Source organism: Gemella sp. (assembly GCF_057272915.1).
In genome coordinates this window covers 36,634-56,570 of sequence record NZ_DBHIUF010000001.1, presented here as the reverse complement: position 1 = coordinate 56,570, position 19,937 = coordinate 36,634, and the positions used below count along the sequence as shown (strand labels likewise).

The following is a 19,937-nucleotide window of genomic DNA, read 5'->3' as shown; positions in this document are numbered from 1 at the left end:
GCCTTGCTACCGGGCTTGGTCGTCTTAGCGAGGGAGGGCAAAAACTTAGTAACGGTGTTGATCAGCTTACTGACGGTTCTAGTCGCCTTGCTGCCGGGCTTGGTCGCCTTAGCGAAGGGGGGCAAAAACTTAGTAATGGCGTTGACCAACTTGCCGATGGTTCTGGTCGCCTTGCTACTGGACTTAGTCGTCTTAGCGAAGGGGGGCAAAAACTTAGTAACGGTGTTGACCAACTTACCGATGGTTCTGGTCGTCTTGCTGCTGGTCTTAGTCGTCTTAGTGAAGGGGGGCAAAAACTTAATAACGGTGTTTCTCAACTTCAAGCAGGAGCTGGAAAATTATCAAACGGTTTAAGTACTTTAAACAATAAGAAAAATGCTCTAATTTCAGGTGTAAACGAACTTGCTGCAGGATCTGATAAACTTACTATCGGATTCGATACATTTATAGCTAAAAGCATTATGTTAACTGACGGAATAGATAAATTACACAAAGGAAGCCAAGCATTTAAAGAAGGTCTTTTAAAATACACTAACGGTGTACTTACACTTAATGAAAAACTACTAGCTAAAAAGGGTGATTTAGAAAAACTTAACGCCGGAAGTACTACACTAAACAACGGCATCGACAGATTATCAGATGGTATTTCTCAAATCAACTCTGGACTAGCTGCTAAACAAGCTGATTTAAATAGATTATCAGCAGGTGGCAACGCACTAAAAGAAGGTGTAGATAAACTTTCTGAGAGTGCCCCTAAATTAGTAGATGGAGCAGATAAAATCAACACTGGATTGAATACACTAAACTCTAACTTACCTAGTGACAGCGACTTAGCTGCCAAAAAATCTAAACTAAATTCGACACTAGACAAACTAAAAGGACTAAAAATAACATACAGAACTAATTTCAATCCTCTATCTAGTGCTTTCACAGAGTTAGGCGCTCAAATAGAAGCTATAAAAGGTATTGTAGAACGTATAGAAACACAGTCTACTGCAACTACAACTACAACACCAGCAATATCTACACCAACACCTACTACTAACTTCTCAGGATTAGAGCAAACACTAGCATCAATGAAGCTAACACCTGAGCAAAAAGCTCAAATTCTAGCTGCTGCCAAAAACGATGTTGCCGTTACACCAACTGCACCGGCACCTCAACCAACTACTACTGTTCAAAATAATAACAATAACAACAATAGTCAGGTGAAAGCAGAACTTACTTCGGCAATTAACAATGCCGCTTCAAAATATTCAAGCATGAAATATCGTGTAGGAAAATTAAACTACATTCAAACTCAACTTGATAAATTTGATGTAAACACATTAGCTACAGATCTTGAAGGAACAATTAGCGGATTCACTAGTATTAAAAGTGCAGTCACTCAACTTGCCGCTGGAAGTGGTCAATTAAAAACCGGTTTAACAGTAATGAACGAAAAAACTCCTACTCTTGCTACAGGATTCAATCAATATAAAGGTGGGGTTGATGCTACCGTATCATCATTAACAACTGGTGAATTAGCAAACGGACTTAACCTACTAGCTAACGCAACTCCACAACTAAAAGCAGGAGTAACAAATTACACTAATGGTGTTAACGCACTTACTACATCTATGACTACAGGAGAATTAGCACAAGGTGTAGGAACTCTTGCAAGTAAAGGAGCCGAATTACAAAGTGGATTCGATAGATTGGCTGGTGGTATCGGTCTAATACACGAAAAACTTCCAGAATTAGCTGGTGGTATCGACGCTTTAGTTAGTGGAAATGCAAGAATCAACGCAGGTCTTAACAAACTAAAAGAAAAACTTCCAGAATTAAGCATCGGAATCCAAGAGCTTGACAACGGAGGTAAGAAATTATATCAAGGTCTAACTGATATGCAAGCTAATGCTCCTGAACTTATCAATGGACTTAATAGTGCTAAAGATGGAGCTGACAAACTTCACAATGGTCTTTCTTCTATGAAAGCCAAAGCTCCTGAACTTATCAACGGACTTAATAGTGCTAAAGATGGAGCTGACAAACTTTCTAACGGTCTTTCTTCTATGAAAGCCAAAGCTCCGGAACTTATCAGCGGACTTAACACTGCTAAAGAGGGCGCTGAGAAACTTCACAATGGTCTTTCTTCTATGAAAGCTAAAGCTCCTGAACTTATCAATGGGCTTAACAGCGCTAAAGAAGGGTCTGAGAAACTTCACAACGGTCTATCTACTATACAAGCTAAAGCTCCAGAATTAATCAATGGAGTTAATACCGCTAAGGCTGGTTCTGAGAAACTTTATGGTGCACTTACAATCATGCAAGCTAAAGCTCCTGAACTACTTGCAGGTCTAGACAAAGCAAAAGATGGATCTGGTTTATTAGCCGAAAAACTTTCTAGCGGTGCTGATAAGTTAAGTTCAGCTAAAACTGGCGATAAAAATGTAGACATGATGTCTAACCCAATTAAAACTAATATAAGTGATATATCTGAAGAAACTAGCTACGGTAATGCAATGGCACCATACTTCTTAGTATTCGGACTACTTATCGCAGCTGCGGCATACAACATTCTATTCCCAGTACGTAAGCAAGAATATGGAGAATCAATAAACAGCCTATTCGGTACACGCTTAGCTTCTATGACTACATTCGCTATTTTTGCAGTAATCATCGAAGTTATAGCAATGAGTTTATTCTTCGACTTTAAAGTACAAAACTTCGGAATGTACTTCTTCGGATTAATAATCTCAGCTATAGTGTTTATGATAATTACACACTTCTTATCATACACATTCGGAAATGTTGGTCATGGTATTAGTATCGGATTTGTAGCATTGCAATTCGTTCTAACTACACCATTATTCCCGAAAGAAATGTTACCTTCTCTATACAGTGGTTTAATTCCTTTCACACCTGTATTCTACGGTGATACCGCTGTTAGACAAGCAGTTCTTGGTGGTCTAACTAATGGAATGTACAACAACGCTATGTTAATCTTAGTTGTTCTTGGAATAATATTCACAACTCTTACTTACATCTCTTACAATAAGAACAACAAAGTAATTAACTCATCAGGACAAAATCACCAAGTAATTTAAACATTCTATTTTTTAGATTACTTAAAAATATATATATTACTATTAAAGTAAAAATCTAAATACCCACTTTACTGAATAAAGCAATATCCTGTAAAGTGGGTATTCTTATATTTAATCTAATATCTTTTCAAAACATCCTTTCGAAATTTCTATAACTATCCTCCTACTTTTATGTGTAAAAAATCTAAGTAGCAGAATATTATCTAGATTTTTAATATAATTTTTCTCATATCCCGAATTTTGACAAAAAACTATTTTTATCAAAACTCTCTACTAAAAACTTAATCTACTATTTTTATATTTTCTCTAAAAATATCCTTATTATTAAATATCAATTCATATATTCTTGCTACTTTAATATCTTGTTCAAAACACATACTATTTTTACTATTCAAAAGAGGATTAAGATAAATCTTCCCTGCTTTATTAATTTCCCTTATCATAGCCGCCTTATCTTTCTTCACAGCCAACACCCTGAATTGATTAGTGGTAAAATATCTCTCATAGTCTTCTTTTGTAGTATTTGTTAAAATATGAAGTAACACCCTTTGAATTTTTTTATTGCTGTATCTTTTAGTCGCTATTAGATCTACTAAATTACTGTAACAATTCGCCTTTAGCACCGCTTCATAAATTCTATTTTCTAATCCCTCATTTACATCATAAATTTTTTCTATTCCCTTTTTACCCAATGACAGAATTTTATATTTTAAATACGGAAACAACTCTTCTTCCGAGGCTATTTTATCTTTTTTCAACACAGAAAACATCTCTTTCGAAAGATATTTCTCTATCCTCTCATCCTCTAAATTTTCCCTTATAGCAGTTGCACTAAGGTGTTTTTTCTCTGTCACTTCAGAACTATTAAACCCCTGACCCTCCCTTTTTATAGGAACCATCTGTATATCTAATGACATATCTTTTATTGCTTTATAATAGCTGTATGCCAAACTAAAATTCGGATTATTCTTTTCTAGTCCATATAAAAGACTATTAATTTTGGCAAAGTTTAAACCTTTTTTTATCAACTTCTTATATTCTTCTTGTAAAGTATTTTGCTGTTTTGCGTATATTTCCTCGAAAATATCCACATCCGTGTTTTCAGTACCAAAAATAAGATGGGTTATCCCTGCCCCTGACAGTATCTCTATACTCTTTTTAGCAAAATCATCTCCATACGCTACACTTCCTAAATAAGGTAAAGCAATAACCAAATCACAACCACATCTTACAGCTTCCTCAGCTCTAGTATACCCATCTACAATAGCAATTTCCCCTCTTTGAGTAAAAAATTCACTCATCACACAAACAACTTCTCCATTATTAGCATCGGCTATTTTTCTAGCACATTCTATTAAATACCTATGCCCACTATGCAACGGATTAAATTCCGCAACTATTCCTATCCGCATATTTTCACCTCACATTCTTACTCTTTATATACAAATATATAAAGATAGCGAGTTTCTCACTCAGTACACTAAGTACCGAATAGCCTCTCGCTCTTTATTTATTATCCTCTATCTTCTCCTGTAGTTTCCCTTAAATTAGAAACTATCTTTTCTTCGTTATTATCTTCAAAAATATCAACAGTCCATCCTACCAGTCTTCCATCTTCCGAGACAACTTTACTAATAGCGAATTGTCTTGGTTTTTTATCTTCATCTACTAGTCTTTTAACTTCTTTTTTTCCGAAATCCAACGCTTCTTTTTGAGATCCAAAAATCTTACCAGTAGTTCCAACCCCTTCTAAATGCGATAATTTTTTTCCTTTATACTCATATACTTTAGGTATATTAGAAACTCCTTCTCCCTTGTTTCGATTTATATCTTTTGTTTCACTTTGTTTAGTTTTCTTTCCTAGTGATTCAGTATTTTCTGTTTTTTGTTCCTGTTCTTTTGTAACCTTATTATTATCTTCGCTATCTTTCGAACGATTTACTTGTTCCTGTTTTTGGGTATTTTGAGATAAATCATTTTTCTGAACTTCCTCTTCCTTACCAAAATAACTGATTGCTAAAAAAATAACACCCGCAATAACCAACGAACAAACACTATATACCAAAATTTTAGTGAGTTTATTTTTTTTCATTGTTCTATATCCTCTTTCACACTTACTCTCTATTATACCACTTCTTATTATATTTTGCGAAGATTTACAGATATATATTCTCCCTATCTTCTTTCTCCCTTTAAGATATTATCACTTTCTGTATCTTATGAGTTATATTTAATAACTTTAGTCAACTAGTTTAAGAATTTATCATTTTCATATAGAAAAACCCATAGCACTCTTGGTAATAGTTCCAAAAAATTCGAACAAATTTTGGAAGATTATTACTTTTTCTAGAGTTCTATGAGTTCTACTATTAACCTTCTGTTATTTTAACAACAACTTCGTTTTTATTATTTCTTTCTAATACATAACTATAATGTTTTTTATTCTCTTTTGCTAATCTATTTATCTCTTCTTTCGCATAGTTATGTGCATCTGCTGTATTACTAAATGTTCCTGGAGATGTTGCTCCTCCATTTGCTTCCGTTACTTCTTTTTTATCTTCTTTATTAGAATTACTTGCTGCATTATCATTATTACTACGATTATTATTATTATTAGTATTATTTACAGCTTTATTACTATTATTTGATTTATTGCTTTCTGATTTAGATGAATTTGTAGAAGAGGAATTATTGCCATTATTAGACTCTTTAGCCTCTCTATATTTCTCTTCATCACTTTTTTCTTTCGTTTTAGATTTTGAACTTTCTTTATCTTTGCTCTTATCTTTATCTTTTGATGATGAAGTAGTTTCGTTGTCTTTTTTCTTGCTACTAGAGCTATCCCCACCTGTAAAATAACTTATACCTATGAATAAAGCACTACATAAGAAAATAGCCAACACAATCCCCCATAATACTTTCAATAATCTATTATCTTTCATTGTATTTCCCTCCTTTGTTCCTAATATATTATAATACTATTTCTTACATATTTCCACTACTTTCTATAATTATAATCTATTAAAATTAAATTTAATTTAAATAAATTTTTATCATTTGAGAAAAACATGTCCACCTTTTCGATATATATAATGTCAGAGGCCAAAGACATAAATATCAAAATAAAAAGGAGATTTCACTATGAAAATTTTAAGAAAAGTTTTACATTTAAACTACAACGAACCAAAGGGAGATAAACACATTGTTAAAAGTTATAACTTTGAAGTTGCTCCAAACGCCGAGGACAACGCTTTAAAAGAAGTTGGCGAAGAATTAAAAAAATTAATCGCTAAGAATATTGAAGATATTGTCACTAGCACTAAAGAATCACTATAATTTAGGAGGAAAAAACAATGGAAAAAAAATTAAACATCTACTTCGCAACAGATAACAAAAAAACTTATCACATCACTTTGGCATATCCAAAAGATGATTTAAATAAAGCTACTGTAGAAGCTGTCGCTCAAAAAATTGTCGACACTAGAGTATTAAATAACGCTAAACATACTCTTACAGCTTTTAAAAAAGCTACTTACACAACTCGTGAAGTAAGCGAACTTCAATAATAGAAGGGAGGGAGGTGCGGTTCATACCGCACCTTTTTTTATGGACATACTAAATTTCATCAATACTGTAGGATTTCCTATTTTTGTTGCAGTATTTTTTCTACTTAAATTAGATAATACTCTTCAAAATATAGGAAAAAGTTTAAATGATCTTACTCGTATTATAGAAACAAAGCTAAATATTAAAGAATAAATCAATATAAAGGAGTAAATATTATGACAAGTCAACAAACAATGGTAAACTGGGCAAAAGATAACGTCTATAAATGGATAGATATGGATGGTATGTACGGCGCACAATGTGTCGACCTTACTATGGCGTACGTAAAAAATTTTGCAGATTTTCAAATTTACGGAAATGCTATCGATTATTTAACTAATCCCATTCCACCCGGTTGGAAAAGATATTACAAAGGAGATGCTGAAATTGCGCCTGGGGATATAGCAATATGGCACTGGGGAAATTGGGATAAATTCGGACATGTCGGCATTGTTATAGATGTAGATGACGATATCATCACATCTGTAGAACAAAATGTTGACGGAACACCTGAACGTGGAGGTATTGCTCGTATTATGAGCCGTGATGATACATATCTAGCTGGTTTTATTAGACCTTGCTATGATTCTAATGAGGAATGGACTCGAGTACCTGAAAATGGGCGTTTCACCGTAAATGTACCTTCTATCAATGTTAGAACTAAACCTAGCAAACTTGGAAAAATCGTCAGTGTTTATCACAAAGGCGAACAAGTCTTCTATGATAGCTATGTAATTAAAGAAGGTTTCGTTTGGATTAGTTATATTTCATATTCGGGCGAACGTCACTATATGGCTATTGGAACTCATAACGGTTCACAACGAACTAGCTGTTGGGGAATTTTTGAGTAATGGCGACTCATTTGCTATACTAAGAAACTAGTTGGAAATTCTGTAACTAAACAAATCAAACTAATTGAAATAACTCATCGGAAAATTGGGCTGACCCAAAAGTCCTAAAATGTAACAAAGTTCAAATGAGAACTCATAGACGTAGTGGTTTATTGATATCTAAATTCGCTTTATAAAAGCTTTTTAGATATCTAATAAACTGTGCGGGGGTAACTCGACAAAATCGATTTCTCCGAAATCACGATTTTTGAGTCACTCCCATTACATTTTAAATCTAAAACGAAAATAAGCGACTGGAAATTCCAATCGCTTATTTCTATTTAATTCTTTAATTATTTAACGCGGATATAAACTGGTCCACTACCTAAGTTTGCAGTATTAAGAACCGTTTGGTTACCTAACCATCCACCGTGAACAGCTTGTCCATTACCTGCGTAAACACCGATGTGTGCTAATCCTGTTCCTCCATTTGCATAGTAAACTAGGTCTCCTGGTTGAGCTTGAGATGCTGGAACTACAGTTCCTAAGCTCATGTATCCTGCTGGCCAGTCGTGGAAGTTAATCCCTACTGCTTTAAGAGCATTTGTTACTAATAATGTACAATCTTGGAATGTACCTAATTGAGCTAATGCAGCTTGGTAGATTGCTGCTCCTTTGTTTGAAGACGTAACTTGCGTTGTTGCCGCCGCTGCTGGAGCTTGAGTTTTAGCAGTTACAGTTGGAGCTGCAGTTGCAACTGCTGGTGTAGCTACTGCTTTCTCTTCTGCTTTTGCTACCGCTGGCGTAGCTACTGGAGCTTCTTTCTTAGCTTCAGCTTTTGGTGCTTCTTTTGTTTCAGTTTTTGCTGGTGCAGCTGTCGCAGCTGCTTTTGGTGCAACTGTTTGAACTGGATCAACCTTAACTACTGTTTTCTCAGCAGTATTTTCTACTACAGTCGCTTTTGGAACTGTTACTTCAGCAGTTTTCGCTGCACTTGCATCTACTTTTAATACTGTTCCTACGTAGATTAGGTTAGGATTTGAAAGGTTGTTTAATTTAACAAGTTCGTCTACTGAAACTCCGAATCTGTTAGCAACTTTTCCTAAAGTATCTCCTAATACTACTGTGTAGTATCCTTGTTCTTTAGCTTGAGCTACTTGAGCTACTGTTGTGTTATAAGTTAATTTATCTCCAGGGAAGATTAATGAACTTGTTAAATTGTTATCTTGCATAAGTTGATCAACAGTTGTTCCGTTGTTTACTGCGATATCCCAAAGAGTATCACCTTTTTTTACTGTGTATGTATCAGCGTCTGCAATTTGCGCTAACCCAACTCCTACTGTCGATACGATTGCCGTTGCGGCTACTAATTTTTGTAATTTACTCATATATTTTTATCTCCTTAAATTAGGTTCGAGTCAAGTGACTCATTTATCTATAATAAATACTGTTTTAATTTCTAAATTTTTAATTTCTATAAACTATTTTTCTAAACTATAAGTGTCATTAACCTCATTCAACTTTTGCTGAACTTCGTTATATAATTTTGACATACTATCATTATATGTTTAAATATCACTTTTTTCAAGGTTTGTAACGATTTTGTAATAATAACGATAACTCTCTGTTACATTGTGCAAGATTCGTAATATTAACGACGTTCTATAAGCAGTTCAATTGCGTTTTAAACGTTTTTATTATATAGTAAACTTGTAATTTAAAATTTAATTTTCAAGGGGGTTTTATGACAGACTTTAATACTGCTAGCTCTGCCTTAAAGATGATTCTCGTCTTCTTAGAGGGGCTTCTTTCTTTTCTTTCTCCTTGCGTAATACCTATACTACCTATCTATATCGGTATTCTTGCAGGAAAAAAAGAAATGAACGAATGCGGAGAACTAGTTTTCAACAAACGTAATACTATTACAAATACACTATCATTCGTTTTTGGTATTTGTTCAACATTTTTCATCCTAGCTTTTGCAACAAGTTTTATTAGTGTTTTCTTAAATGAAAATATTAAAACATTGCAAATCGTCAGTGGTATCTTAATCATCTTTATGGGATTATTACAACTTGGCGTGTTTAAGATAGGATTTTTAAAACAAGAATTTTCAATAAAAAACAAAGTTAAAAGAAAAGGAAATAAAACTACTCCGATTCTTGCTTTTTTAATGGGATTCACTTTTAGCTTTTCTTGGACACCATGTATTGGACCAATCTTAGCTAGTGTTTTCTTATATGCATCTAGTCATACTGGAATAATGAGTGTTCTTTTAATTCTTGCATACTGCTTAGGATTTATATTACCATTTATCCTTGTTGCATTCTTCGCTTCAAAATTATTAGAACTGTTCAAAAAACACACAAACATTTTAAAATACACACAAGTTATCTCAGGTATTATCCTTATCCTAATCGGTATCTTAATCCTGAGTGGATCATTTATCACTTTAACTAGATATTTTTCTTAAACTTGTGATTTGAATTGGAGGAAAATAATATGAAAAAACTAACGATACTTAGTGCAACTCTCCTTAGTAGTGCTCTAATTTTAAGTGCATGTTCTAGCACTTCCGAAAAAAAAGAAGAAACTAACAAACAAACTTCTACTTCTTCATCTAGTGAAACTAAAGCTACTCAAGCTTACGATTTCACTGCTATGGACAAAGATGGAAAAACAGTAAAACTTAGTGACTTTAAAGGTAAAAAAGTTTACATCAATATGTGGGCCAGCTGGTGCGGACCTTGTATGAGAGAAATTCCAGAATTAGAAAAAGTGTATCAAAAATATAAAAATAACAAAGATATCGTCTTTCTATCTATGACTTCTCCTAACGATGCAGAATTCAAAAATCAAAGTCCTCAAGATAAAAGTAAAGATGTAATTCTAAAAAAAGCGAAAGAACTTGGTGCAACTTATCCTGTTCTTTTCGATGTTAACGACCGCTTCATCATAAACTACGCAATTCGTTCATTCCCAACTCACATTTTAATCAATAGTGATGGTACATTTGAAACTAGAATTGCTGGCGCAGTTACTGAAGAATCACTAACTAAAGAAATAGAAAAACTTAAATAATAAAAAATCCGGGAGTGACTCAAAAATCGTGATTTCTTAAGAAACAAGATTTTGTCGAGTCACTCCCGCACAGTTTATTAGATATCTAAAAAGCTTTTATAAAGCGAATTTAGATATCAATAAACCACTGCGTCTATGAGTTCTCATCTGAACTTTGTTACATTTTAGGACCTTTTTATCAGCCCCTTATAGATGAAGACTTCATGTCTCCTATAAATTTATATAACTATTGGATTCGGATTTTTTTTAGTTCATTCTATTCAACTACTCGCTTCAAATCTCTAAGCAACCACTTTTCCAACAACTTCACATGAAGATTCTCTTCTTCACACTCAAAGATCGTAACTTCTTTTAGTTGAAATATATTTTCTAACTTTTTATCAATAACAATATTCTTTTCGTCTAATTTTGAATATCCAAAATAGACCTCCGCATCTACTTGCTGACAATACTGCACCACATCTATTTCTTCCAATCTCGTTAATAAGTACTCTTCTTTTTCAGGATAGTTACGAGCATATTCTCTTATTCCATCATAAACTCCAAAATCAAGATTATTGTCAAAAATATATTTAAAATCAAAGTTTTGTATATTTGAGATAAATAATCTAGCTACCTTTCGTCCGACCGCCGAAGCCATGATTCCTAATGCAGCTCCTTGACCTTTAGCAATAATGTTCACCTCTAAACTCGGAAATTCTCTTTTTAGAATATCCACTAAATCAATCGCATCTTGATAGACATAATTATAATATAACTCCTCGTCCTTATTATTATTTAAAAAAGGAAAGTATATTGAAGGAGGCTGTCTATTTTCACTTCTCCCCCTGTCTCCTCTAATGTGTAATGTTGCAGCACTGTACCCTAAAGCATAATAGTTCATAAGCCCTAAAAAACCTCTCGGTGCCTCTTCATAATCTGGAAACTCTAATATTACCCCTCTACCATCTATTTTTTTCACAACGATTTCTGCAAAAATTTTTGAATAATCTATCGCTTCAAACTCTAACGTTAATAATTGAATATCATCATCGTCTCTTACTACAGTAATCTTATAGTTCAGTTCTCTTTCTTTTTCTAATATCATCTTCTCACCTTCTTAGGATTAGCATTTCAATACAATTATACCTCATTACAGACTATAAGAATAGCAAATCATTCTAGTCTTCTAATTTCAAAAATGAGCATACTTGATAAAGACGGAACAAAAGAAAAAACAATCCCCATATTTGAATTAAGGATTGTTTTTAATTTGTTATGTTTTATTTAAAAGCCGCACTTATTATTTTGCTTCTTTTACGTATTCTTGATCTTTAGTGTGAATAGTAAGACCAGTAATATTTTTAGTAGATTTGAAGAAGAAACTACAGATATAACCGAATACTAATGCACTTAAGAATGAGAATCCTGAGAAGATGAATGGACTTTGTTTAGCATAAGTTGTGAAGTCTTGGATGTACCAACATACAAGCCCTGCAACGACTAATCCTAATAATGCTCCAGCTCCGTTTGCACGTTTAGTGAAGATACCAAGTGCAAATGTACCAGCTAAAGGTACCCCTAGAAGTCCAATATATTTAAGGAATAAATCCCAAGTTTCTTTTTGGTTAGAGTTTACGAAGTATAATGCTGCAATTGTTCCTAATACACCAGCTACGATGATGATAATACGAGCTAATAGAACGTCTTGTTTAGCATCTTTACTTAAACCAAAGAAACGTTGTTTAATATCAACTGTGATACAAGCTGAAATTGAGTTTAAGCTTGATGCGATAGTTGATTGAGCCGCCGCTAAGATGGCTGCGATAACTAATCCTGCAACCCCTGCAGGTAACGCTGTTAAGATGAAGTAAGGTACTAAAGCTGTTGTATTAGCTGCTTTACCTACTACTTCAGCGTTCATGAAGTCTGGTAATTTTGTTACAGCATGGCTACCTTTGTAGAAGCTGTATAAAACTGTTCCCATTCCGTAGAAAATTGGAATAGAGATGAATGCTAATAATCCATTAGTCCAGATTGATTTATTAGTTTCTTTTACAGATTCAGTAGTGCTATAACGTTGAACTACGTCTTGAGAAGCTGTGTATTGTTGTAAACTGTTAAATACTGATCCAATGAAGATAATTGGAATAGTTGATGCTGTTAATGACCAGTTGAATTTCTCAGCAGTTACGATTTTACCATTCGCTAGAGCATCTTGAGTAATTTGTCCAAATCCACCTACGTGGTATGCACCTAAGATAATTACTAAAACAGCTCCTCCAAGTAAGATAATCCCTTGGATAACGTCTGTCCAAATAACTCCTTCTACCCCTCCTAAGAATGAGTAAACTACACAAAGTAATCCGATAACCGCACACACTAAGAATGGGTTAAGTGTCGATACTGATGTAATTGCAACTGTTGGTAAGTAAATAACGATAGCTACACGTCCAATATGGAATAGTGAGAATAACACACTTCCTACTACACGTACACTAGGATTAAAACGTTCTTCTAAATATTCATATGCTGTAGTTACATTTAATTTTCTAAAGAATGGAACATAATAGTGAATCAATATCGGAATAATCGCGATAATTGAGAAGTTCCCTGCTGCGTATGTCCAGTCCCCGTTAAATGCTTTTTCCGGTGTTGCCATAAATGTAATGGCAGATAATGTTGTTGCGTAAATTGAGAATCCTACTGCCCAAGATGGAATATTCCCTCCAGCTTTAAAGAATTCATCCGTGCTTTCACCTGCTTTTTTAGTGAAATACACCCCTATAGCTAGCATAGCTATTAGATAAACTGCTAATACTATACTGTTAAGTGTACCAAATCCTATTTTATCCATGGTACTTCCTCCTTTATACTTTTTAAATTTACTAATATTCTAGAAAGAGGAGTGATTCAAAAATCATGATTTCTTAAAAAACGAGATTTTGTCGGGTTATCCTCAAAAAGTTTATTAGCTAGCTATAGATTACTACGACAATAAGCTCTCAAATAAACTTTTTATAATTTAGGACTTTTTTGTCATCCTCTTTCTTTCCCCCTATATTTACCCCTTATTTTTTAAAAATTATAGGTTATAATCTTTAACTAATTTTTCTACTTCAGCTAATTTAGCTGGATCAAATACTTTCATAGGTTGTTTACAGTATCCTGCATCAATACCTTTAACTTTTAAGATTTCTTTAAGAGTTTGGTATAATCCTAATTCTAATACTTTTTCGATTACATCATTTGCTTCATGTTGAAGTTCGTAAGCTTCAGCAACTTTACCTTCTTTAGCAAGTTTGAAGATTTCTTGACTTCTTTGTCCATTTACGTTGTATGTAGAACCGATAGCTCCATCTACTCCAGTAATAGCAGCTTGAACTAACATTTCATCGAATCCAGACCAAATTAGTTTGTTAGGGAATCGTTTTCTGAATCTTTCTAGTTGATAGAAGTCTGCAGCAGTGTATTTAACACCGATAACTTTTTCATCTTCTAGTAATTCAGCAAATTGATCTAAACTAATTTTAACTCCTGTTAAGAATGGAATGTAGTAAAGAATCATGCTATTATCTGTAGCATCAATAATTGTTTTGTAGTAATGTTTGATTTCGTTAAATGATAGTGGGTAGTAGAATGGAGTAACTGCTGATAATGAGTCATATCCTAATTCTGTAGCATATTTAGCTAATTCTACAGCTTCATTTAAATCTAAAGATCCAACTTGAGCGATAAGTTTAACTCTATCCCCAACTACTTCTTTTACAAATTTAAAAATTTGTTTCTTTTGAGCAGTGTTTAATAAGAAGTTCTCCCCACTACTTCCATTAACATATAAACCATCAATTTTACTTACATTGATGTTATGTTCAATAACCTGTCTTAACCCCTCTTCTTTAACCTCACCATTTTCATCAAATGGAATAAGTAAAGCCGAATATAATCCCTTTAAATCTTTCATTATAATAACCTCCGTTATTTGTTTTTAATATTGTGCATTTATTTAACACATTAAATTTTAATACACTTATATTTTAAAACGTTTTCTTAAGTTTGTCAATAGAAAAAACCTGAAAAAATTTATTTTTTTGAAAACCTTTTAACCATTGCTGCTGTTATCATGTTTACACTATATAATAATACTTAATCTAGTTGACACTTATATAGTATATGTAAATCTATCGTCTAGTCTTATTATCTCTATTTAATACATTAAACTCCTCTTTTTAAAAAATAAAAAACGACTCACAAGTCATCATTTTATAAAAATCAGACTTATGCGGTCGCTTCTGTTAGCCTTTATTTATTACTTAAAAATCTTTAAATTGAACGTTATCAGGTAACAACTAAATACAAAAATTTAACATTAAATTGATTATCTTTATTTCTAATACCTATCTATCATAGCTTCCTATTAAGAACATATCTCCTTTTAATGTGTACTCACTGCAATCAGTTATTAAGATAAAACTATCTCCTTTTTTCACATCATAACTGTTGCCATCTATTTCTACACTTCCACTACCCTTAAGGACAGTAAATAAATTTCCTGTTCTAGTTTTTTCTAGAGAAACTTGTCCCGCTACTTCAACCTTAAACACAGAGAAATACTTCTCATCTGCTAAGTATGTTACTGTAGCGCCTTCTAATTTCTCCTCTTTAGGGCTTGTAGTAACTTTTTTAAATGGAACTTTCGTCACATCTTTTGTTTTCTCTATATGAAGTTCACGCTTATTACCATTTTTATCGACACGATCGTAATCATATACTCGATATGTCGTGTCAGAATTTTGTTGCACTTCGTATATTAATATTCCTTCTCCAATCGCATGAAGAGTTCCCGCTGGAATATAGAAGAAATCTCCCGCCTTAACTTCTTCTTCTATAAACAGTTCTTGCCATTGTTCACCATTTATTTTATCATTGAACTCCTCTTTTGTCTTAGCAGTATGTCCATATACTAGCTTCGAACCTTCTTTAGCATCCAGTACATACCAACATTCCGTTTTACCAAGTTCACCATTCTCATTTTCACGCGCATAATCATCTTCAGGATGTACTTGAACTGATAGATTATCACTAGCATCTAAAATTTTAATTAATAATGGAAACTTATCATACACTTTCTCAGTAAATAAAGTAGGCTGTTTCTCATAAGCTTCTTTTAATGTTAAACCTGCTAACTCACCGTTTTTTATTTTTGAACTACCGTTATCATGGGCGGCAATAACCCACGCTTCTCCAATATTTCCTTGTGGAATAGAAAAATCAAACTTCTCTAAATTACGTCCACCCCAGATTCTTTCACAAAATACAGGCTCTAAAAAAACTATTTTATCCATTTTATTCTCCTTAAACTATACTAACTTCAAATTTATTATACACTAATTACTCTTCTTTATACAGCATATACCTATTATTATTTTACAAGAAACAGTTTTCAAAATATTAATTTTATGGTAATATATCGTTGTATAGAAATTTAAAAAATCATTAATATTAAAGATAAGAATGTCTTTATTTAGAAAGTAGGTATATTATGTTATTAGGTATTGATATTGGTGGAACAAGTATTAAATTTGCTGTAATTGATGATAACTACAAAATCATCCATTACGAAACTTGTAAAACGCCTGACAATGTAACTGTAAAAATTACTGATGAAATGTTCAGAATCGCAAGCAAAATCCGTGAAAGCTATAACTTCTCTGCAGCTGGTATCTCTGCGGCTGGTGTTATCGACAATGTTAACATGGAAGTTATTCGTTCAGCTCCAACTATTAAGAACTATCTTGGAACTAACTTCAAACGTGATTTTGGAGATAGACTAGGTATTCCAGTATACGCAGATAACGATGTTAACTGTGCCTTACTTGGTGAACAATGGCTTGGTGGAGCAAAAGGTTTAGATGAAGTATTCTGTATGGCTTTAGGAACTGGAATCGGCGGAGCTTACTTCCTTACTAGTCTTCCTTTCGGATCTAACTTCGGTGTAGGTGAAATCGGACAATCTCTTTACGATTTCGACACTAAAACTACTTACGAACAACGTGCTTCTACTATCGCTTTAGATAGAAAAATCAAAGCCGAAATGTACGAAGGAATTAGTGTTATCGAATTCTTCGATCTTTGTAAACGTGAAGACACAACTGCACTAAAAGTACTAGATGAATGGTTATTCGAACTTGCTCGTGGTATTGTTAACTTACTATGTATCCTAGATCCTAAGTATATCGTAATCGGTGGGGCTGTTTCTGCTCAAGGAGATTATTTATTAAATAAACTAGAAGCAAAAGTACGTGAACTTCACCCAATCGAAAACAACCAAACTAAATTCCTAGCAGCTGAATTAGGAAATGATGCAGCTCTATACGGAGCTATTAGCCCATTTGTAGAAAAATAAAATATTGAACTTTATCCCCTCTTTACTTAAATAGTAAGGAGGGTTTCTATCTTTCAACAGAACTTCAAACTCTGTTCTAAGTTAATTTATAACTTTTGCAACCGTTTAAATTTTTTTCTAATGTTTTTTAAGTTTTTTCTTTACAAAGTCCTACATAAGTGATAATATAAATTTAAGTTAACACATTAAATTTTGATAAGTATATTTAATATTAAATCGAGGAGGGATCAACTTGAAAAAATACGAAAAGATTATAAATGACATCATCTTAAAGATACAAACTGGTATTTTTAAAGAAGGTGAACAGCTCTATACAGAAAAAGAAATAAAAGAAATATATAATGTTAGTAGTACTACTGCCGTACGTGTACTTAACGAACTAGAATCAGCAGGATATATTTTTAGAATTCAAGGTAAGGGAAGTTTCGTAAACAAAACCCTAGTTAATAAAAAAGTCTTCGTTACAGAAAACAACAATTTCCATAAACATTTCAAAGAATCAGTATCTGAACATTCTGAAGTTATCGAAGCTGAGATTATTCAAGACAAAGAACTTTGTGCTAAATTGAAATTAAAAAATCAAAAACTTCTAAAAGTAGCTCGTATAAAATATATTGGTAATGTCGCTTGGGCTCATCAAACTAACTATATTCCAATTAAATATTTACCTGATGTTAACCTTGACGATATCGACAGTTTTAAAGAACTTGCTACTATGATTAGAAAAAAATATCGTATAGATATTCACCAAGAAAAATCTAAAAAATATATGCAAGTTATAGTTGATACTCCTGAAGAAATTGCCAACTTTATCGCAAAAGATGGTGAACCTTGTTTTGAATTTGATAGGTACACCTACTTTGCAGACGGTAAAATTTTTGAATATGTAAAAATCTATATAAATTACAAATACTACAGCTTAACTATTAAAGATTAAGCTCTGATTGGAGTTAACTATGAATAAAAAAGAAAAAATCTTAAACCAAATTAAAGGCGGAATTATCGTTTCTTGCCAAGCGTTGCCAGGTGAACCACTTTACGTTGAAGAAGGTGGAGTCATGAAACTTATGGCTCTTGCTGCTAAAGAAGCTGGTGCTGTTGGTATTCGTGCACAAGGAATTACTGATATAGTTCAAATCAAAGAAACAGTTGACCTACCTGTTATCGGAATTATTAAACAAAGTTATGAAGGTATGTCACAATTCATCACAGCAACTATGAAAGAAGTAGATGCTCTTGTAGAAACAGGTTGTGAAATAATCGCCTTAGACTGTACTTTACGCCCGCGTTTTGATGGTACAACAATCAATGATTTTATCGCAGAAATCAAAGCTAAGTACCCTGACATTCTTTTAATGGCAGATATTGCTACATTCGAAGAAGGTGTAAATGCGGCTAACATCGGTCTTGATTTTGTCGGAACTACATTGAGTGGTTATACAGAAAATACAAAAGATAGACCGAACGAAGTAGACCTAGGTCTTATCAAAAAGCTATCTGAAACTATTTCTGTGCCAATAATTGCAGAAGGTCGTATCCACTACCCTGATCAAGCAAAAGCAGCTTATGACGCAGGGGCATTCAGCGTAGTAGTTGGCGGAGCTATCACTCGTCCAAAAGAAATCGCAGCTAGATTTATTAATGCAGTGAAATAAACAAAAAGTTCTAATTGATACTTGATCAATTAGAACTTTTTTATATTATTTTTCCCAAGCACGTCCGTCGATGTAGCTTGAATTTCTGTAGTTTTCTTTCGTCGGTTTTACCGGCATTATTATCGATAACAATATATATATCAATATTGGACTACCGAATGAGAAAATACTCGCTAATAAGAATAGTACTCGTAAGAAACTCACACTTATTCCAAATCTTTTACTTAAACCACTGCATACCCCAGAGATTAAAGCTCCTTCGTATGATTTATACATCTCTTTATCTTCTAAAAAATTAAGAAATTTATTCCATAATTTATTTAATCCATCTATCATAATAAATTCCTCCTGACTTTATTGTTGATATTTTATTATTCTGACTTTATAAATATTATATCACATTTCCATGATATATATTAACTATTGTACTCATGCGACTTTAAACTAAGTTTATATTATTATAATTAAGAAAGAAATTATTCTTGTGATTCAATTATTCTAAAAAATTTCAATTGCCATTTTTGTGCTTCTAGCGCTGTTTTATTTAAATCCGTACACCAAGGTGGATAAAATCTCATAGCCATTTTTCCTTCACTATCTTTTGTCGAGAGAATTTTTTTATGGATAGCCTCATCATTTGGAATAATAAAAAGTCCTCTCTTATCGTTATCGATCACAACAATAACGAGTTCATTCCCCAAATCTTCATTTGTATAAGGAATGTTCTTGTTATTTTGGTCTTTTTTCCAAAAAGCTGTAAAATACCCCTCTTTTTTTGGTGTTTTTTTTGCCAAGCGACATCTTTTATATCCTTGCTCTTCCTTTATTTTGATAAGGATACCTTCGTATTTTTCATTCCACTTTTCTTTAATGAATTCAAAATCACCATAACACTCATTTAGAACCTCAAGTATTTTCATTATGACGCACGTCCCCCTTAACAAAATTTTTTTCACTTGAATTACTGCATACCCCTGGTATAATACCCCCCTCGTATGATTTATAATCTTTTTATTTTCTAAAAACTTAATTCATATTTTATTATTCTGATCTTATAAATATTATATCATATTTATATGCTATATATTACTTGTTATACTCAGGTGACTCTAATCTAAGTTTATATTATAAGATTTTTAATAAATATCTCCAAAACCATATTATCTGTGAAATACTTATCTTAAAAAATAAAAGAACACTCCGAAGAATGTTCTTTCATTTTTTGACAAGAGTCTTAAAGGATGGACGGCGTACCCATCATCTCAGGTACTCTATAAAAGAGTGTGTAGAG

At 32.9% G+C, this 19,937-nt stretch carries 20 protein-coding genes; 10 read left to right on the top strand and 10 right to left on the bottom strand.

Annotated elements, in window-relative coordinates; all coding sequences use genetic code 11:
* A partial coding sequence (locus ACO6OL_RS00270; protein WP_485501732.1) for a YhgE/Pip family protein occupies nucleotides 1–3,089 on the top strand: 3,089 nt, incomplete at its 5' end.
* A gap of 281 nt (nucleotides 3,090–3,370) precedes the next feature.
* Here the strand turns inward: ACO6OL_RS00270 and ACO6OL_RS00265 are convergent.
* The 3 genes from ACO6OL_RS00265 to ACO6OL_RS00255 form a co-directional block, all read right to left on the bottom strand.
* Nucleotides 3,371–4,501, bottom strand: a complete 1,131-nt coding sequence (locus ACO6OL_RS00265; RefSeq protein WP_485501731.1) for a tRNA(Met) cytidine acetate ligase — start codon at nucleotides 4,499–4,501, stop codon at nucleotides 3,371–3,373.
* 101 nt (nucleotides 4,502–4,602) lie between these two features.
* Nucleotides 4,603–5,181: a sarcalumenin gene (locus ACO6OL_RS00260; RefSeq protein ID WP_314160353.1), complete on the bottom strand. Its 579-nt coding sequence runs from the start codon at nucleotides 5,179–5,181 to the stop codon at nucleotides 4,603–4,605.
* A 277-nt stretch (nucleotides 5,182–5,458) separates the two neighbouring features.
* Nucleotides 5,459–6,031 (bottom strand): hypothetical protein, encoded by a 573-nt coding sequence (locus ACO6OL_RS00255; RefSeq protein ID WP_485501730.1) that lies wholly within the window; start codon nucleotides 6,029–6,031, stop codon nucleotides 5,459–5,461.
* A gap of 199 nt (nucleotides 6,032–6,230) precedes the next feature.
* On the opposite strand from ACO6OL_RS00255, the gene ACO6OL_RS00250 reads away from it, so the two are divergent.
* The 4 genes from ACO6OL_RS00250 to ACO6OL_RS00235 are packed head-to-tail and all read left to right on the top strand — an operon-like array spanning nucleotide 6,231 to nucleotide 7,546.
* Nucleotides 6,231–6,425, top strand: a complete 195-nt coding sequence (locus ACO6OL_RS00250) for a DUF1659 domain-containing protein (protein ID WP_314160355.1) — start codon at nucleotides 6,231–6,233, stop codon at nucleotides 6,423–6,425.
* A 17-nt stretch (nucleotides 6,426–6,442) separates the two neighbouring features.
* Nucleotides 6,443–6,655, top strand: coding sequence for a DUF2922 domain-containing protein (locus ACO6OL_RS00245; RefSeq protein ID WP_485501729.1), 213 nt, complete (start codon nucleotides 6,443–6,445; stop codon nucleotides 6,653–6,655).
* A 40-nt stretch (nucleotides 6,656–6,695) separates the two neighbouring features.
* Nucleotides 6,696–6,848 carry a YvrJ family protein gene (locus tag ACO6OL_RS00240; RefSeq protein WP_314160357.1) on the top strand — a complete coding sequence of 51 codons (153 nt, stop codon included), beginning with the start codon at nucleotides 6,696–6,698 and terminating at the stop codon, nucleotides 6,846–6,848.
* A 23-nt stretch (nucleotides 6,849–6,871) separates the two neighbouring features.
* Nucleotides 6,872–7,546 (top strand): SH3 domain-containing protein, encoded by a 675-nt coding sequence (locus ACO6OL_RS00235; RefSeq protein ID WP_485501728.1) that lies wholly within the window; start codon nucleotides 6,872–6,874, stop codon nucleotides 7,544–7,546.
* Between the two features lie 332 nt (nucleotides 7,547–7,878).
* On the opposite strand, the gene ACO6OL_RS00230 is transcribed toward ACO6OL_RS00235, so the two are convergent.
* On the bottom strand, nucleotides 7,879–8,913 hold the full coding sequence (locus ACO6OL_RS00230) for a LysM peptidoglycan-binding domain-containing protein (protein WP_485501727.1): 1,035 nt from the start codon (nucleotides 8,911–8,913) through the stop codon (nucleotides 7,879–7,881).
* Between the two features lie 356 nt (nucleotides 8,914–9,269).
* On the opposite strand from ACO6OL_RS00230, the gene ACO6OL_RS00225 reads away from it, so the two are divergent.
* Together ACO6OL_RS00225 and ACO6OL_RS00220 are read left to right on the top strand one after the other, a co-directional pair.
* Nucleotides 9,270–9,998, top strand: coding sequence for a cytochrome c biogenesis CcdA family protein (locus ACO6OL_RS00225; RefSeq protein ID WP_314160361.1), 729 nt, complete (start codon nucleotides 9,270–9,272; stop codon nucleotides 9,996–9,998).
* 29 nt (nucleotides 9,999–10,027) lie between these two features.
* On the top strand, nucleotides 10,028–10,606 hold the full coding sequence (locus ACO6OL_RS00220) for a TlpA family protein disulfide reductase (RefSeq protein WP_485501726.1): 579 nt from the start codon (nucleotides 10,028–10,030) through the stop codon (nucleotides 10,604–10,606).
* A 256-nt stretch (nucleotides 10,607–10,862) separates the two neighbouring features.
* Here ACO6OL_RS00220 and ACO6OL_RS00215 read toward each other — a convergent pair whose 3' ends face one another.
* The 4 genes from ACO6OL_RS00215 to manA form a co-directional block, all read right to left on the bottom strand.
* Nucleotides 10,863–11,693 carry an acetylxylan esterase gene (locus ACO6OL_RS00215; protein ID WP_485501725.1) on the bottom strand — a complete coding sequence of 277 codons (831 nt, stop codon included), beginning with the start codon at nucleotides 11,691–11,693 and terminating at the stop codon, nucleotides 10,863–10,865.
* Nucleotides 11,694–11,888: 195 nt separating this feature from the next.
* Complete coding sequence (locus ACO6OL_RS00210) at nucleotides 11,889–13,442, bottom strand: sodium:solute symporter family protein (protein ID WP_314160364.1); 1,554 nt, start codon at nucleotides 13,440–13,442, stop codon at nucleotides 11,889–11,891.
* A 228-nt stretch (nucleotides 13,443–13,670) separates the two neighbouring features.
* Entirely contained in the window at nucleotides 13,671–14,549 is an 879-nt protein-coding gene (locus ACO6OL_RS00205) for an N-acetylneuraminate lyase (protein WP_485501724.1), read from the bottom strand.
* 433 nt (nucleotides 14,550–14,982) lie between these two features.
* Nucleotides 14,983–15,930, bottom strand: a complete 948-nt coding sequence (gene manA / locus ACO6OL_RS00200; protein ID WP_485501723.1) for a mannose-6-phosphate isomerase, class I — start codon at nucleotides 15,928–15,930, stop codon at nucleotides 14,983–14,985.
* Between the two features lie 197 nt (nucleotides 15,931–16,127).
* On the opposite strand from manA, the gene ACO6OL_RS00195 reads away from it, so the two are divergent.
* From ACO6OL_RS00195 to ACO6OL_RS00185, 3 genes are all read left to right on the top strand, one after another.
* Nucleotides 16,128–16,991 (top strand): ROK family protein, encoded by an 864-nt coding sequence (locus ACO6OL_RS00195; RefSeq protein WP_485501722.1) that lies wholly within the window; start codon nucleotides 16,128–16,130, stop codon nucleotides 16,989–16,991.
* Nucleotides 16,992–17,223: 232 nt separating this feature from the next.
* The gene (locus tag ACO6OL_RS00190) at nucleotides 17,224–17,928 is read left to right on the top strand and encodes a GntR family transcriptional regulator (protein WP_314160367.1); all 705 of its coding nucleotides are present in this window, start codon (nucleotides 17,224–17,226) and stop codon (nucleotides 17,926–17,928) included.
* A gap of 19 nt (nucleotides 17,929–17,947) precedes the next feature.
* On the top strand, nucleotides 17,948–18,646 hold the full coding sequence (locus ACO6OL_RS00185) for an N-acetylmannosamine-6-phosphate 2-epimerase (RefSeq protein WP_314160368.1): 699 nt from the start codon (nucleotides 17,948–17,950) through the stop codon (nucleotides 18,644–18,646).
* Between the two features lie 45 nt (nucleotides 18,647–18,691).
* On the opposite strand, the gene ACO6OL_RS00180 is transcribed toward ACO6OL_RS00185, so the two are convergent.
* Together ACO6OL_RS00180 and ACO6OL_RS00175 are read right to left on the bottom strand one after the other, a co-directional pair.
* Nucleotides 18,692–18,982, bottom strand: coding sequence for a PspC domain-containing protein (locus tag ACO6OL_RS00180; RefSeq protein ID WP_314160369.1), 291 nt, complete (start codon nucleotides 18,980–18,982; stop codon nucleotides 18,692–18,694).
* A gap of 140 nt (nucleotides 18,983–19,122) precedes the next feature.
* Entirely contained in the window at nucleotides 19,123–19,566 is a 444-nt protein-coding gene (locus ACO6OL_RS00175) for a MepB family protein (protein ID WP_485501721.1), read from the bottom strand.
* Between the last annotated feature and the right edge of the window lie 371 nt (nucleotides 19,567–19,937).